This window comes from Burkholderia sp. Nafp2/4-1b, from assembly GCF_003635165.1.
Classification (GTDB): Bacteria; Pseudomonadota; Gammaproteobacteria; order Burkholderiales; family Burkholderiaceae; genus Burkholderia.
The window spans coordinates 115,880-130,167 of sequence record NZ_ML058624.1; the positions used below are offsets into that span (position 1 = coordinate 115,880).

Annotated in this window: 13 protein-coding genes; 4 read left to right on the forward strand and 9 right to left on the reverse strand. The window is 69.7% G+C overall.

Annotation, left to right across the window (positions count from 1 at the left end):
• Positions 1-2 precede the first annotated feature (2 nt).
• From C7H84_RS30475 to C7H84_RS30505, 8 genes are all read right to left on the reverse strand, one after another.
• The gene (locus tag C7H84_RS30475; protein WP_121862279.1) at positions 3-389 is read right to left on the reverse strand and encodes a type II toxin-antitoxin system death-on-curing family toxin; all 387 of its coding nucleotides are present in this window, start codon (positions 387-389) and stop codon (positions 3-5) included.
• A gap of 1 nt (position 390) precedes the next feature.
• A complete protein-coding gene (locus C7H84_RS36655) occupies positions 391-564 on the reverse strand; it encodes a hypothetical protein (RefSeq protein WP_162999420.1) in 174 nt (57 codons plus the stop codon).
• A gap of 125 nt (positions 565-689) precedes the next feature.
• Entirely contained in the window at positions 690-1,283 is a 594-nt protein-coding gene (locus C7H84_RS30480) for an alpha/beta fold hydrolase (protein WP_121862280.1), read from the reverse strand.
• 52 nt (positions 1,284-1,335) lie between these two features.
• Complete coding sequence (locus C7H84_RS30485) at positions 1,336-2,664, reverse strand: MFS transporter (RefSeq protein ID WP_121862281.1); 1,329 nt, start codon at positions 2,662-2,664, stop codon at positions 1,336-1,338.
• A 158-nt stretch (positions 2,665-2,822) separates the two neighbouring features.
• Positions 2,823-3,878, reverse strand: a complete 1,056-nt coding sequence (locus C7H84_RS30490) for a 3-keto-5-aminohexanoate cleavage protein (protein WP_121862282.1) — start codon at positions 3,876-3,878, stop codon at positions 2,823-2,825.
• 127 nt (positions 3,879-4,005) lie between these two features.
• Positions 4,006-4,854 carry a TauD/TfdA family dioxygenase gene (locus C7H84_RS30495; RefSeq protein ID WP_121862283.1) on the reverse strand — a complete coding sequence of 283 codons (849 nt, stop codon included), beginning with the start codon at positions 4,852-4,854 and terminating at the stop codon, positions 4,006-4,008.
• A 10-nt stretch (positions 4,855-4,864) separates the two neighbouring features.
• Positions 4,865-5,845 (reverse strand): quinone oxidoreductase, encoded by a 981-nt coding sequence (locus C7H84_RS30500; protein WP_121862284.1) that lies wholly within the window; start codon positions 5,843-5,845, stop codon positions 4,865-4,867.
• A gap of 17 nt (positions 5,846-5,862) precedes the next feature.
• Positions 5,863-6,825 carry a hemerythrin domain-containing protein gene (locus C7H84_RS30505; protein WP_121862285.1) on the reverse strand — a complete coding sequence of 321 codons (963 nt, stop codon included), beginning with the start codon at positions 6,823-6,825 and terminating at the stop codon, positions 5,863-5,865.
• A gap of 281 nt (positions 6,826-7,106) precedes the next feature.
• Between C7H84_RS30505 and C7H84_RS30510 the strand changes: the two genes are divergently transcribed.
• From C7H84_RS30510 to C7H84_RS30520, 3 genes are all read left to right on the forward strand, one after another.
• Positions 7,107-9,800 (forward strand): LuxR C-terminal-related transcriptional regulator, encoded by a 2,694-nt coding sequence (locus C7H84_RS30510; RefSeq protein WP_121862286.1) that lies wholly within the window; start codon positions 7,107-7,109, stop codon positions 9,798-9,800.
• Between the two features lie 282 nt (positions 9,801-10,082).
• Complete coding sequence (locus C7H84_RS30515) at positions 10,083-11,207, forward strand: porin (protein WP_121862287.1); 1,125 nt, start codon at positions 10,083-10,085, stop codon at positions 11,205-11,207.
• A gap of 239 nt (positions 11,208-11,446) precedes the next feature.
• A complete protein-coding gene (locus tag C7H84_RS30520) occupies positions 11,447-12,151 on the forward strand; it encodes a glutathione binding-like protein (protein ID WP_121862288.1) in 705 nt (234 codons plus the stop codon).
• Between the two features lie 210 nt (positions 12,152-12,361).
• Here C7H84_RS30520 and C7H84_RS30525 read toward each other — a convergent pair whose 3' ends face one another.
• Positions 12,362-12,874, reverse strand: coding sequence for a MarR family transcriptional regulator (locus C7H84_RS30525; RefSeq protein WP_121862289.1), 513 nt, complete (start codon positions 12,872-12,874; stop codon positions 12,362-12,364).
• 134 nt (positions 12,875-13,008) lie between these two features.
• On the opposite strand from C7H84_RS30525, the gene C7H84_RS30530 reads away from it, so the two are divergent.
• Positions 13,009-14,217, forward strand: a complete 1,209-nt coding sequence (locus tag C7H84_RS30530) for an MFS transporter (protein WP_121862409.1) — start codon at positions 13,009-13,011, stop codon at positions 14,215-14,217.
• Positions 14,218-14,288 lie beyond the last annotated feature (71 nt).

The following is a 14,288-nucleotide window of genomic DNA, read 5'->3' on the forward strand; positions in this document are numbered from 1 at the left end:
CGTTAACGGCGTCCGGAGAGTTCCCAGACCGCGCTGAAATACTCGGCCAGTTCCTCGCTGGATACCGTGCCGTCCGCCACATCGACCATAAGATCTTCGAGGTCGGCGCGACGAGGAATCGTAATCCCTTGTCGCTCCATATACGTCAACGCACAGGTGAGACCGGTACGCTTGTTGGCATCGTTGAACACGTGCCCGCGCGCGATGGCAACTGCATAGGTCGCGGCAATGCCGAATACGTCATCGAGGCCTGCGTAATGCGCATGATTGTCCACGCGATGCAGGGCGGCCTCGACACCGCCCCGACCGGCATGAGCAAATCCGCTCAGCCCGCCAAGATCCCGGATGATCTCGTCATGAATCGTGATGACGTAATCGAGGTCCAGCAAATCAACGATCCTTCAGTGCGATCAGCACGTCTCGGTGCTCGGAAATGACTTTTCGTGCGGCGCGCAGCACGTCGCCTTTCTCGGTCTCCGTCGATGCCTTGACTTCCCTGGTGGGCCGGATGATCGTGCGGGGTTTCAGTTCAACCCCGTACAGCGTCTTTCTTTTGGGGGTCATGACAGTTCTCTACCTTAAAAAACGTTAGCAATCAGCCACTTGCTCTCAAGCAAGGCAAGCCGCCTGGTTCGCGTCAATCATAGCATTCGAACAAGCGCTGAAGCGTCCGAATGAGTCGGGGAACGTCAGCCCGCCGAGGCGAAATGGCTATTACCAAGCACTGCCACCTCCCCGATCCACCGCTCCGCATCACGCCACTCGCCATACCCGGACGCCGGGTTCAGGTGTCCGACTTCGCCGAGGTCGACGAGCCGGCTGCCCCACCCCGCCGCCAGCGCTTGCGCACGTTCGAAGCGCGCGAGCGGATCGTTGCGGCTCGCGGCCACGATGCTCGGAAACGGCAGCGGCCCGGTCGGCACCGGCGTCCAGCCGTGCGCGGCGAGCGCCTCGGGCGTCGGATAGCCGTCGGGCATCGGTGTATCGAGATCGGCCGGCGCGGCGAGCAACGCGCCGTCGATCGGGCGCGTGGCCCGAAGCGCCCAATGCACGGCGATCATCACGCCCGCGCTGTGTGCGACCAGAATGACAGGGCCGTCGATCGCGGCCAGCGCCGCATCGAGCGCCGCGACGCGCGCGGCGCGGCTCAGCTTGTCGGCTTCGAGCGACGCGACGGAGCGCGCGTTCGGCAGGCGCCGTTGCAGATGCGTCTGCCAGTGATCTTCGACGTGATCGCGCAAGCCGGGCACGATCAGGATGGTGGGCGCGGTCGCCAGGGTCATGCAGCCTCCGGGGGCGTCAAGTCAGGTTCAATTCGGTTCGGTACGGCTCGACTCAGGAAAGCCGGGCCGCGCGCCGTTCGCGCTCGACGCGCGCGAAATCGGCCGTATAGCTCGCCCAGCCGATCGCGAACAGCACGGCGGCTGCCAGCGGCACGACGGGAATCCATTGCAGTGCGCCGACGAGGCCGGCGCGATCGGCGACCCACCCCGTCAGCAGCGGGCCCGGCGCCATGCCGAGCAGGTTGTTGGCGAGCGTGAGCGTCGCGAACGCCGACGCGTGGATCGCGGCCGGCGTCAGGTTCGCGACCATCGCGCCCGATGCGCCGGACGCACCGGCCCCGACCAGCATGCCCGCGCAGATCAGCGCAAGTTGCAGCGGGCCGGGCGGCAGCCGGAACGCGATCGCGAGGCACACGCCGGTCAGCACGCAATACGCGATCGCGGTCAGCCATTTGCGCGAACCGTCGGTATGCCCCACGCGGTCGGTGACGATTCCGCAGCCGACCATCCCGACGCCCGACAGCAGCACGAACCCGGCCGCGAGCACGGCCGCGCGGTCCGGCGCCATCGCGTAATAGCGGTTCAGGTAGCTCGGCAGCCACGCGAACAGCGCGCCGGGCACGAACAGGTGCAGCCCGCTGCCGACATACGCGCAGATCACCGAACGCGACGCGAACAGCCCCGACATCAGCGCGCGCACGCTGCCGCGCAGGTCGCGCGGCGCATCGGCATCGCGCCGGCACGGTTCGATGCGGCACGCGGCGAGCCGCCGTTCGGTGACCACGCCGCGGTACGCAACCAGCAGCACGATCCCGAGCGCGGCCATCACGCCGAACGACCAGCGCCAGCCGAGATGCGCGCCGACCAGCCCGCCGAGCGCCATCCCGAATACCGAGCCGAACGCGCCGCCGGCCATGAACGCGCCGGTCAGCGTCGCACGCAGGCGCGCTGGAAAGATGCTGAGGATCAGCGCGACGCCGACACTGCCGTACGCGGCTTCGCCGAGCCCGACGAGGCCGCGCGACACGAGCATTTCCGCGTAGTTGGTCGACAGCGCGCAGCCGAGCGTCGCGATGCTCCAAAGCGCGGCCATCAGCACGATGCTGCGCACGCGCCCGAAGCGGTCGGCGAGCACCGACAGCGGAAACGTCAGCAGCCCGACCAGCAGCGCGACGATGCCGGACAGCGAGCCGAGCTGCGTGTCCGACAGCGCCCAGGCATGCTTGAGCAGCGGAAACACGGCATTGAGCACCTGCCGCGACATGTAGTCGGACAGCAGCAGCCCGACGGTCAGCGCGAACACGAGCCACGCATAGGCCGGCGTGCGCCGGCCGGCGGCGGTCACGTCCTGAAGCGACGGCTCGACATGATGAATCAGCATGTGCGTCTCCTCCGGCACCGGGGCGGCAACGCGCCGGCGCGGCTTGCGCGGCCCCCGCTCCGTGTCCCGGAGCTTGCCCTCGCGCACGTCGCGAGGAGGGGTGCCGCGCCACATCGATCGGCGGACGGCGCTCGCGGGCCGCCCGGATGCGCTACGCGTCAGGCCGCGCGCAGCGGCACGCTCGACTGGCCCGGCCGGCGGTTCGGCGCCATCCCGAGCTGCGCGAGCGTCTCGTCGACGCCGTCGTACTGCACGCCGATCCGGTAGATCGCCTTCGCTTCCTTGCCGGTCGCGATGTCGCGGCCGAGTTCGCGCGCGATCCGCACGCACTGCTCGATCTGCTGCACCGACGTCATCCGGTTGCCCTTCTGGTCGATGATCGTGTCCTCGATTCCGCAGCGCGGATGCAGGCCCAGCGCCATCGCGACCGTGTTGATCGGCAGCACGTTCTTCATCAGCGATTCGAGCGTGATGCACGCGCCGTCCGGGCAGCGCCGCACGAATTCCATGAAGTTGTACGGATTCGGGCCGTCGAAGCCGCCGCCGATGCCGACCCACGTGACGTTCAGCGGGCCGCGATAGACGCCGCGACGGATGATCCGCTCGAGCGTTTCCAGCGCGTGCATGCCGGTAAGCTGGAAATGCGGCTGGATGCCGGCCGCCTGCAGCCGGCGCAGGTGCTCGTCGACCCAGCCGGGGCCGGCCGGCACGGTCATCTCGCGATACGCGTCCCACAGCGCGGCTTCGTTCAGCGACGTGCCGGCGATGTCGTTGCGGTTCATCAGCTCGGTGATGTTCATCTGCACGGTGTTGATCGCGACCGTCACCTGGTCGGGCTTCGGCGTCAGTTCGGCGAGCATGTGGCGCGTGTCGTCGGACAGCCATTTCGCTTCGGCGCCATCGCCTTCGGGCGCGAACGAGATCGAGCCGCCGACCTGCAGGATCATGTCGGGCACCGCGTCGCGCAGCCGGCCGAGCAATTCGTTGAACTTCGACAGCCGCTTGCTGCCCTTGCCGTCGAGTTCGCGCACGTGCAGGTGCAGCACCGTCGCGCCCGCGTTGTAGCAGTCGACGGCCTTCTGCACGTGCTCGTCCATCGTCACCGGGATGTCTTCCGGAAAATCGGCCGGCATCCATTCGGGGCCGTACGGGGCGACCGTGATGACCACCTTGTCCTGGTTTTCCGGGTGCAGCGAATCGTCGAAAAATTGCATGTCGTCCTCCAGTGGGAATCGTTGTGTTCGTGGTGTACGGGCGTGCGTGTCCCGTCGCGCCGGGCGGCGGGCCCGGGGCGTTGCGTTATGTTGGGTCGAAATTCGGCTGAGGTGCGCGGGCGCTCGCTTAGAACGGCACGTCGCCGACGATCCCCGCGCGCTCCATCCGGCGCACGCACGGCGGATAGTCCATCACCGCGTAATGCTGGGTGCTGCGGTTGTCCCAGATCGCGACGCTGTTCTTCTTCCAGCGCCAGCGCACCTGGTACTCGGGGATATACGCCTGGCTGATCAGGTACTGCAGCAGCTGGCCGGCACCGGGGTTCGCGTCCTGGCCGACGCGCACGCGCGCCGGCGTGTGGAAGTTCGTGAAATGCGTGGTGAACGCATTCACGTACAGCACCTTCTCGCCCGTATCGGGATGCGTGCGCACGACCGGATGCTCGGCGTCCGGGTACTGCGCCTTCAGCGCGAGACGCTTGTCGATCGGCATCGCCGCGCCGAAGCTCGCCTCGATGCTGTGACGCGCGCGCAAATCGTCGATCTGCTGCTTCACGTGCGGCGGCAGGTTGTCGTATGCGAGCACCATGTTCGCCCACATCGTGTCGCCGCCGACGGCCGGCCCCTCGACACAGCGCAGCACGCAGCCGAACGGCGGCGCCACGCGCCAGCTCGCGTCGCTGTGCCACGCATTCTCGTAACGGTCGTTCGGCTGGTCGGGCGACTTGTAGATCCGCACGAGCCCGGGGTGCTCCGGGTCGCTGCCGGCGACCGGATGATCCTCGAGCTCGCCGAAGCGGCGCGCGAACGCGACGTGCTCGGCCCGCGTGATGTCCTGGTCACGCAGGAACAGCACGCGATGATGCAGCAACTGCGTGCGGATCTCGGCGAACAGGCCGTCGTCGTGCACGGCATCGGCGAGGCTCACGTCCAGCAGCTCGGCGCCGATCGCACAGGTCAGGGGTTCGACTCGCATGCGCGTCTCCTCAGACGATGAATACCGACGAGCCGGTCGTCTTGCGCGACTCGAGGTCGCGGTGCGCGTGCGCCGCGTCCTGCAGCGCATAGCGCTGGTTGATCTCGATCCGGATGCGGCCGGCCGCGACATGCGCGAACAGCTCGCCGGCCAGGTCGTTCTTCTCGGCCGGATCGGCAATGTAGTCGGCCAGCGCCGGGCGCGTCAGGTACAGCGAGCCCTTCATCGCGAGGCGCTGCGGGTCGAACGGCGGGATCGGGCCCGATGCGGTACCGACGCAGACCATCAGCCCGCGCCGCTTCAGCGAATCGAGCGAGCCCTCGAAGGTGTCCTTGCCGACGCTGTCGAACACGGCGTCGACGCCCGCGCCGTTCGTCAGTTCGCGCACGCGTTTCGCGACGTCGTCGCGGCTGTAGTCGATCGTATGGTCGCAGCCGTGCGCACGGGCGATCGCGGCCTTGTGTTCGCTCGATACCGTGCCGATCACGTTCAGCCCGAGCAGCTTCGCCCATTGCGACACGATCAGCCCGACGCCGCCCGCGGCCGCATGCAGCAGGATCGTGTCGCCGGGCGCGAAATCGTGGATGCGGCGCAACAGATAGGCCGACGTGAGGCCGCGCATCGTCATCGCCGCGGCCGTGTCGCACGCGATGCCGGCCGGCAGTTTCACGAGCGGCGCGGCCGGGATCAGCCGCTCGGTGCTGTATGCGCCGAGCGTGTTCAGGAAGCCGGTGTAGGTCACGCGGTCGCCGACCGCGACGTTCGTCACGCCGGGGCCGATGGCCTCGACCACGCCCGCGGCCTCGACGCCGATGCCGGCCGGCAGCGGAACCGGATACAGGCCGCTGCGGAAATAGGTGTCGGCGAAATTCAGGCCGACGGCCTCGTGCCGCACGCGCACCTGTCCGGCGCCCGGGTCGCCGACTTCGACGGGTTCCCAGCGCAGCACGTCGGGGCCGCCGGTTTCGTGGAATCGCACTGCATGTGCCATCTCGTTCTCCGTAGTATTCAGTCAGTCGGATGCGCGCCGGGCGTCGTCGCGGCTGCGCCGCGCGCCTGGGGCGCGTCCAGTTCGATCCAGTCGGCGTCGGTCAGGTAGCGCCGCGCAGCCGGGAAAATCACGCCTTCGATGCGCCCCATCTGCTCGAACGCGCCGCGCGCATAGACGGCGGCCGCGGTATCGAACGCGGCCGACGGCAATCCGTCGGAAGCGAGCCGCAACAGCGCGTCGAGCGCATGTGCGTCGCGGCGCCGCTGGCGATCGAGCTCGTCGAGTTCGGCCGCGGTGCTCTCCGCGCGCCTGCGCAATGCCGCGAAGAGGCGCGCTTCGACGGACGTGCGCAACCGCGCGTCCTGCAAGGCCGACAGCGAGGCCAATGCGGTCAGCGTGCCGTTCGTGCTGTTGGCGCCGTTCGCGGCCCGGTGCATTGAAGCGCTCGGGCCTTCGCTTGCTGCCATCAGCGCCTGCAACGTTTCGCCGAGCAGGCGATGCGCGTCGAGACAGCGCGCCATCACACGCAGCTCGGCGGCCGCATGCCGCGCCGGACACACGAGCACCGGCACGCTGCTCGTCGCAAGCAACACCCGCCGCTGCGCGCACGCGGCTGCATCGGCATCGTGCGGCAGCGCCGCAACGCAGATCAGGTCGCAGCCGAGCTGGCCGGCGAGCATGCCGGGCGATGTGTCGCTGGCCGCTGGGTAGGCTGCCCCCGGATCGCCGGCCGCCGGATGGTCGGCCGCCGGACGGCCGGCCCCCGCGATCACATGCGACAGGCCCTGCGCCCGTGCGGCGGCTTCCACTTTCGCATCGTGCGCCGGCATCCGCGCTCCGGATAAACGCGAGTCGGGCGCGGTGCCGGCCAGCACGAACGTGACCCGCGCGCCGACCGCCCGCGCCAGTTCAAGCGCGGCGCCGATCGCGTCGATGCCGCCGGGCACGCAGTCGACCGTCACGAGCAGATGGCGATACATCGTGCCGCCCCGCTTATCGGGCGTGCGGCGCGCGGTGTGCTGCGCCGGTCGATTCGATGTTCATGGCCTTCTCCTCGTCGGGATCGTCGGTTACAGAGGTCGGTTGCCGGTGTCGGTTGCATTCGTCACGCGTCGGAACCCATGCTATCGACCGGGCGGCGGCGCGGCCCCACTCGTCGCGGGGGGGATTGACGCGCGAACGCGGTTCGGCCGATCCTTCCCCCCACACCCACCCCGGACGCTGGCCCGCACGGCACCGCCTGATTCCGACTGCTGCCCCGATGGCCCACCCACCCGATCGCGCCGACGCGCCCCCCACCGAACTCGTGCTGAAGACGACCGCGCCGCGCGTGCCGGCCCAGCTGCTCGCGCGGGCGCGGCTGAGCCTCGCCGCGCCCGCATTCGACGGCCGGCCCGTCACGCTCGTGCAGGCCCCGGCCGGCTACGGCAAGACGTCGCTGCTCGCGCAATGGCGGCGCGAATCGCTCGCGCTCGGCCGCGCGGTCGTGTGGCTGTCCGCCGATGAGCGCGACGACGCGCCGCGCCTGCTGCAGGGGCTCGTGCAGGCCGTGCGTACCGGCTGCGCACGGCCGGGCTTCGGGCGGCTGATCGCGGGCGGCGCGGCGCGTGCGCTGGAAGGCTTGACCGCGTGGCTCGCCGAAGTCGCGCAACTGTCGATCGACGCGCTGCTGATCGTCGACGACGCGGAGCGGCTGCCGGCCGCCGGCGTGGACGCGCTGACCTACGTGCTGCACAACGCGCCGCAGAACCTGCGGGTGGTCGTCGCGGCGCGGCGCGGGCTCGATCAAGCGGCCGGCGACTTGCTCGCCGGCGGGCAATGCACGCTCGCCGGGCCCGACTGGCTGCGCTTCACGCTCGATGAGACGATCGCACTGGTCGGTGCGCGCTTCGCGCAGAAGGTCGACGCCGACGCCTGCGCGCGGCTGTTCGAGCGCGTCGACGGCTGGCCGCTCGGCTTGCAGCTCGCGATGGCGGCGATGGCGCGCTCGGCCGATCCGCGCCAGGCCGTCGATGCGCTCGCCGCGCGCATGGACGGCACGCGCGACCGGCTCGTCGAACTGCTGCTCGCGAACCTGTCGGCCGACGACACCGCGTTCCTCACGCGCACGAGCGTCGCTGACCGCCTGCATCCGTCGCTGTGCGTCGCGCTGCTCGACGACGCGGCGGCCGCCGACCGGCTCGCGCGGCTCGCGCGCGACACGCCGCTGTTCATTGCGTCCGACGATTCCGAATGGTGCCGGCTGCATCCGCTCGTGCGCGATACGCTGCGCGATCGTCTGGCGGCGGGTCCGGGCACGGACCGCGGCACGTTGCACGCACGCGCGGCCGCGTGGCTCGACGCGCACGGGATGACGGAGGAAGCGGCGCGTCACGCGTATGCCGCCGGCCAGTTCGATACCGCGTACGCGCTCGCGCAGCGCTGCCTCGAGGATGCGATCAAGCAGGGCCGCATCAACGACGTGCTCGACTGGCTCGCGCTGCTGCCCGACGCGGAGCTCGACAAGCGTCCGACGCTGCGGATCGCGGTCGCGTGGGCGCTGGCGCTCGGCGAGCGCCATGTCGAGGCGCAGCGCCAGATCGCCGGGATCCTGGCCGACGCGGGCACCCCGGCCGCGATGCGCTACGAATGCGCGCTGATCCTCAGCGCCGCCGCGTATTACGCCGACGAAATCGACCGCTTCGTCGCGCTGTTCGAACCGTGGGCGGACTTCACGCCGCCCGCGGCGACGTGGCTCGCGCAGATGCATGCGAACCGCCTGTCGGCGCGCGCGATCATCGTCGGCGAACCGGCGCAGGCGCGCCGCTTCCAGCAGGCCGCGCCGCGCGGCGAGACGGCGGCCGGGTTCGGCTACGTCGCGCGCTGGGGCGAGCTGATCACCGGCCTGAGCTACCTGCGCGAAGGCCAGATCCGGCTCGCCGACGACGCGTTGTCGCCGGCGCTCGCGCGTGCCGAGGCCGACCTCGGGCGCCGCCATCCGCTGACCTGCATGCTCGCGGCGATGTGTGCGGCGATCGCTTACGAGGCCGATCGTGTCGACCAGGCCGCCGCGCTGCTCGCGAACCGGCTCGACGTGCTGGAGCACGCGGGCACGCCCGACACGGTGCTGCTCGGCTATCGGACGGCCGCGCGCATCGCGCTGCTGCGCGGCGTCGAGCATCGCGCGATCGACCTGCTCGAGGCGCTCGACGCGATGGCTGTCGCGCGCCGGCTGCCGCGCCTGTCGGTCGCGAGTCTCGCCGAACAGGTGCGCATTCACGCGGCGCGCTATCGCGAGGCGACCTGCCATGCGCTCGTCGAGCGGATCGATGCGATCGCCGCGGCGGAATTTCCGTCGCACGGGCCGCTGTGGCGGCGCCCCGTGGTGCTGCTGCAGGCGACGGCACACGCGGGCGCGGCACTTGCCGCGCGCCGCTGGGACGATGCATGCGCGGCACTCGACGAGGCGGCCGTGCTGGCGCGCGAGATGAGCATGGGACGCGAGCGCATCGAGATCATGGCGCTCAGCGCATTTGCGCTCGAGCAGTCGGCGCACGGCGGCCGCGCGCGGCTCGACGAGGCGATGAATCTCGCGGACATGTTCGGCTTGACGCGCACGCTCGCCGACGCGCATCCGGCCGTCGCCGACTGGGCGCGCCGCGTCGGCGACGAGGCGGCCGCGGGCGATGGCGTTGCACGCGCCGCGCAACCGCAGCCGCGCATCGTGCCGCCCGCGCCGCGCAGCTCGGCGAGCCCGCGCGCGGTGCCGAGCGTCGTGCTGACGCCGAAGGAACGCGCGATTCTCGAGCTGCTCGCACGCAACCTGTCGAACAAGGAGATCGCGGTGGCGCTCGCCGTCGGCGAGGAAACCGTGAAGTGGCACCTGAAGAACCTGTTCGGCAAGCTCGACGCCAGTTCACGCAAGCACGCGGTGCGTCGTGCGCTGGTGCTCGGGTTGCTTGAAAGCGCGCCCTGAAGTTGCGGCCGGGTTGCAGCCGGTTTGACCGCCGCCCACCCACGTCTGTACGGGTCTTGCCAGGCCGTTGACGGCCGCCGCATCGCCCGGCCTTCCCTTCGATTCTCCGCAACCCTGCCCCCCGCGCGTGGGGGGGAGCTACCGCGCGCCGTTGCGTAGTCTTTCCGCACGGCTTGCAGCGGCGCCGCGTTCCCGCCTGCGTCGACGCTGCCCCGCCTGGCTTTCCCGTTTCAGCCGCCCGGGCTCGATCCCGTGCGGTCCACTACGATCCTGGAGACTTCGATGAAGACGAAACTGGCCGTGCTCGCGGCGCTTGCCGGCTGCTCGGCGCTCGCGCATGCGCAATCCTCCGTCACGCTGTACGGCGTGGTCGATACGGGCCTGCTGTACCAGAGCACGTCGGCCGCGTCGTTCAGCCCGACCGCGCCGAACACCGGCAAGGTGTTCCGGATGAAGGACGGCGGCATCTATTCGAGCTTCTGGGGCATCAAGGGCAGCGAGGACATCGGCGGCGGCTACAAGGTCAACTTCAAGCTGCAGGGCTCGTTCGACAGCGGCACCGGCAGGATGCAGCTGAGCGACACGCCGGGCGCCGTCGCGATCTTCAACCAGGTTGCGTCGCTCGGCGTGTCGGGACCGTTCGGCTCGGTCACGGCCGGACGCCAGATCGTACCGATGATCTACGCGATGGCCGACACCGACGTGCGCAACGCGCAGTTCTTCGGCAGCGTGCTGACCGCGTGGCTCGGCCTGAACACCGCGGCCGGCTGGCCGGGGACGAGCACCAACGGGGCGATTGGCGCGCTGTACGACAGCAATGCGCTCGTCTATCAGTCGCCGACATTCGCGGGTGCGTCGATCGCGCTCGAATATGCGCCGGGCGGTGTCGCTGGACAGTTCCAGGGCGGCACGCGCGAATCGGTCGTGCTCAAGTATTCGAACTACGGGCTCAACGCGTCGGCCGTCTACTACAACGGCCACGACACGAATCCGGCGCCGGGCGTCGCGCCGACCGGCGTCGACAACAACCGCTTCGTCTACGTCGGCGCGAAATACACGATCCGCGATTTCTCGGTGTCGGCGTCGTACGGCAACGGCCGCAATCCGTCGCACGCGGACAAGGTGAACCTCGACATGCTGTCCGCCGGCGTCGGCTATCGGTTCACGCCCGCGTTGCAGGTGACGTCGGCGGTGTATTACCTGAAGGACCGCAACCGTTCGGAAAACCGCTCGACGGCCGTCGTGCTCACGGCCGACTACAGCCTGTCGAAGCGGTCGATGGTCTATGCGCAGGTCGGTCACGTGAACAACCGCGGCACGATGAACCAGATGCTCGTGTACGGGCAGCCGGTCGCACCCGGGGTCGGCACGACGGCCGCGATGGTCGGGCTGCGGCACAACTTCTGAGGAAGCGGCGGGCGACAGTGCGGCACCGCGGTGCGCGCTGTGGCGCCGCGTCGCCGGGACGCCCCCGTGCGGCCGCCGTCTGCAGCGATCGCGGGGATCGGCTACAGTGGGCGTTTTCGGCGCGCCCCGCCCGCCTGTCCGATGCGATCGTCGCGTCCCTGCCTGCCGTGTCAGGGGCGGTCGGCGTTGCGTGGCAGGCAGGCGCGGCGCGGATCCTTCACGTTGACAAGCGAACTTCCATGCCCGATCTGTCCGCCTTCCCGATCACGAAAAAATGGCCGGCCCAGCATCCCGACCGTCTCCAGCTGTACTCGCTGCCGACGCCGAATGGCGTCAAGGTGTCGATCATGCTCGAGGAAATCGGGCTGCCGTACGAGCCGCACCTCGTGCGCTTCGACACGAACGACCAGTTGTCGCCTGAATTCCTGTCGCTGAACCCGAACAACAAGATCCCGGCGATCATCGATCCGAACGGCCCCGACGGCCAACCGCTGCCGCTGTTCGAATCCGGCGCGATCCTGATCTATCTCGCGGACAAGACCGGCCAGCTGATCCCGAAGGATCTCGCGGGCCGCTACGAGACGATCCAGTGGGTGATGTTCCAGATGGGCGGCATCGGTCCGATGTTCGGCCAGGTCGGCTTCTTCCACAAGTTCGCCGGGCGCGACTACGAGGACAAGCGTCCGCGCGACCGCTACATCGCCGAATCGAAGCGCCTGCTCGGCGTGCTCGACGCGCATCTCGCGAACCGCAAGTGGGTGATGGGCGATACGTACACGATCGCCGACATCGCGATCTTCCCGTGGGTGCGCAACCTCGTCGGCTTCTATGAAGCGGGCGATCTCGTCGGCTTCAGCGAGTTCCGTCACGTCGCACGAGTGCTCGAAGCGTTCGTCGCGCGGCCGGCCGTCGCGCGCGGGCTCAATATTCCGGCACGCGATTGATGTGCGATTGATGCGCGGTTGATTCGGGCAGCGGGTGCCGCCCGCTGTCTGCGTGCCGGCCGCGTAGCCGTTCCGTGCGAACGGCATGCGTTCGAAGTTCACGTCACTGGCGGCCCGCTGCCCGGCGCGGCGGGCAGTTTTCCTGCGTTCCCTTCGCGTTTTTCGCTTCTCGCGCGCGTTGCATCCATTCAGCGTGACGATACGGCTCGGTCACTTTTCAGCCGACGTCGACGCCCCGCTCCCCAATCCCGCCAGCAGCTTTCCCAGCAACGCCGAAAGTTGCGCCTGCTCCGCCTCCGACAGCGCGGCCAGCATCGCGCGTTGATTGTCGACGTGCGCGACCACCGCGTCGTCGATCAACGCGCGGCCGGCGTCGGTCAGCGCGACGAGCGTGCCGCGGCCGTCAGCCGGATTCGGCCGGCGCTCGACCCAGCCGGCCTTCTGCAGCCGGTCGATGCGCGCGGTCATCCCGCCCGACGACATCATCAGCGCGTCGTACAGCGCAGTTGGCGTCAGCGCGAACGGCGCGCCGCTGCGCCGCAGCGTGGCCAGCACGTCGAATTCGCCCGGCTGCATCCCGTAGCGCGCGAACAGCGGATTCAGGCCGTCGCGCGCAATCACGAGCGCGGCCTCCTGCAGCCGCCCCATCACCAGCATCGACGACGCATCCAGATCCGGACGCTCGACGCGCCATTGCGCGAGCGCATGCGCGGCTCGATCCATTAACCCTCCTCGGTTCACTAGTTATCTTGACGTCGAGATAAATCCGCATTTATCTTGATATCGAGATACTTTACATGAAAACGCATGCACGCCCGCTGACGGACGTGCCGTGCACCGAGATCGAGGGCCATCCAATGAATCGCTTCACTTCCCCCGGCTGGCGGCTCGCCGCCATCGTGCTGGTCGGCCTGAACCTGCGGCCGGCGCTGGCCGCGATCGGGCCGCTGCTCGACATGATCCAGCGCGCGACCGGGATCGGCGATGGCGCAGCGAGCCTGCTGACCACGATCCCGATCCTGCTGATGGGCGTCGGCGCGCTGAGCGCGCGGCGGCTGCAGCGTGTGACCGGCATTGCCGGCGGCGTCGGGCTCGGCGTCGCGCTGATCGGGCTCGCCTGCGCGTCGCGGCTCGGCGCGCAGCACGCGTGGCTGCTGCTGGCGAGCGCGTGCTGCGCCGGCATCGGGATCGCGATGGTGCAGGCGTTGTTGCCGGGGTTCGTGAAGGCGCATTTCGCGACGCGGATCGGCGGTGCGATGGGCGTCTATTCGACGTCGATCATGGGCGGCGCGGTGCTCGCGAGCGTCGTCGCGCCGTTTGCGGCGGCCCGCTGGGGCTGGTCGGCTGCGTTGGCGGGCTGGGCGCTGCCGGCCGTGCTCGCGGCGCTCGCGTGGCCGCTGGCCAGTCGTGGCGGCGATGCGCGGGTGTCGGGGCCGGCTTCGACATCGACATCGACATCGGCTTGGGCGTCGCCGGTACACGCACGGCCGTCGCGCTCGCCGCGCGCATGGCGGCTCGCGGTGTTCTTCGGGATCGCGACGGGCGCCTACACGCTCGTGCTGGCATGGCTGCCGCCGTACTACATGCGGCTCGGGTGGTCGCCGACCGCGGCCGGCAGCCTGCTTGGCGGCGTGACGCTCGCGGAAGTCGTCGCGGGGCTGGCGATCTCGGCGACGATCGACCGCCTGCCCGATCGCCGGCCGGCATTGCATGCGGCGATCGCGTCGCTGCTCGCGGGGTTGCTGGTGATGCTGGCCGCGCCGCAGGCGCTCGCGCTGCCGGCTGCGCTGCTGCTGGGGGCCGGGATCGGCGCGCTGTTTCCGCTGTCGCTGATCGTCACGGTCGATCACGCGGCGACGCCGGCCGATGCGGCATCGTTGACGGGGTTTGTGCAGGGTGTCGGCTATCTGCTCGCCGGGTTGTTTCCGTTCGCGGCGGGCGTCGTGCGCCAGCATCTCGCGGACCTGTCGCCGACGTGGGTTGCGATGGCGTGCCTGTGTGTCGTGCTGTTCGCGCTGGCGACAGGCTTCGCGCCGCAGTTTGCGCGGCGCGTCGCGCGGGCCTAGAGCAGGCCGGACGCGGCGCGTGAAGGCGTCGATCCGGTCCGTTGCCGGCGCGCGGTTGCCCGTTGTGGCTC

What these genes read in the sequence shown, in the direction of transcription:
- C7H84_RS36655 (WP_162999420.1), bottom strand. Translation starts at nt 564, where the DNA reads ATGACCCCCAAAAGAAAGACGCTGTACGGGGTTGAACTGAAACCCCGC.
- C7H84_RS30480 (WP_121862280.1), bottom strand. Translation starts at nt 1,283, where the DNA reads ATGACCCTGGCGACCGCGCCCACCATCCTGATCGTGCCCGGCTTGCGC.
- C7H84_RS30485 (WP_121862281.1), bottom strand. Translation starts at nt 2,664, where the DNA reads ATGCTGATTCATCATGTCGAGCCGTCGCTTCAGGACGTGACCGCCGCC.
- C7H84_RS30490 (WP_121862282.1), bottom strand. Translation starts at nt 3,878, where the DNA reads ATGCAATTTTTCGACGATTCGCTGCACCCGGAAAACCAGGACAAGGTG.
- C7H84_RS30495 (WP_121862283.1), bottom strand. Translation starts at nt 4,854, where the DNA reads ATGCGAGTCGAACCCCTGACCTGTGCGATCGGCGCCGAGCTGCTGGAC.
- C7H84_RS30500 (WP_121862284.1), bottom strand. Translation starts at nt 5,845, where the DNA reads ATGGCACATGCAGTGCGATTCCACGAAACCGGCGGCCCCGACGTGCTG.
- C7H84_RS30505 (WP_121862285.1), bottom strand. Translation starts at nt 6,825, where the DNA reads ATGTATCGCCATCTGCTCGTGACGGTCGACTGCGTGCCCGGCGGCATC.
- C7H84_RS30510 (WP_121862286.1), top strand. Translation starts at nt 7,107, where the DNA reads ATGGCCCACCCACCCGATCGCGCCGACGCGCCCCCCACCGAACTCGTG.
- C7H84_RS30515 (WP_121862287.1), top strand. Translation starts at nt 10,083, where the DNA reads ATGAAGACGAAACTGGCCGTGCTCGCGGCGCTTGCCGGCTGCTCGGCG.
- C7H84_RS30520 (WP_121862288.1), top strand. Translation starts at nt 11,447, where the DNA reads ATGCCCGATCTGTCCGCCTTCCCGATCACGAAAAAATGGCCGGCCCAG.
- C7H84_RS30525 (WP_121862289.1), bottom strand. Translation starts at nt 12,874, where the DNA reads ATGGATCGAGCCGCGCATGCGCTCGCGCAATGGCGCGTCGAGCGTCCG.
- C7H84_RS30530 (WP_121862409.1), top strand. Translation starts at nt 13,009, where the DNA reads ATGAATCGCTTCACTTCCCCCGGCTGGCGGCTCGCCGCCATCGTGCTG.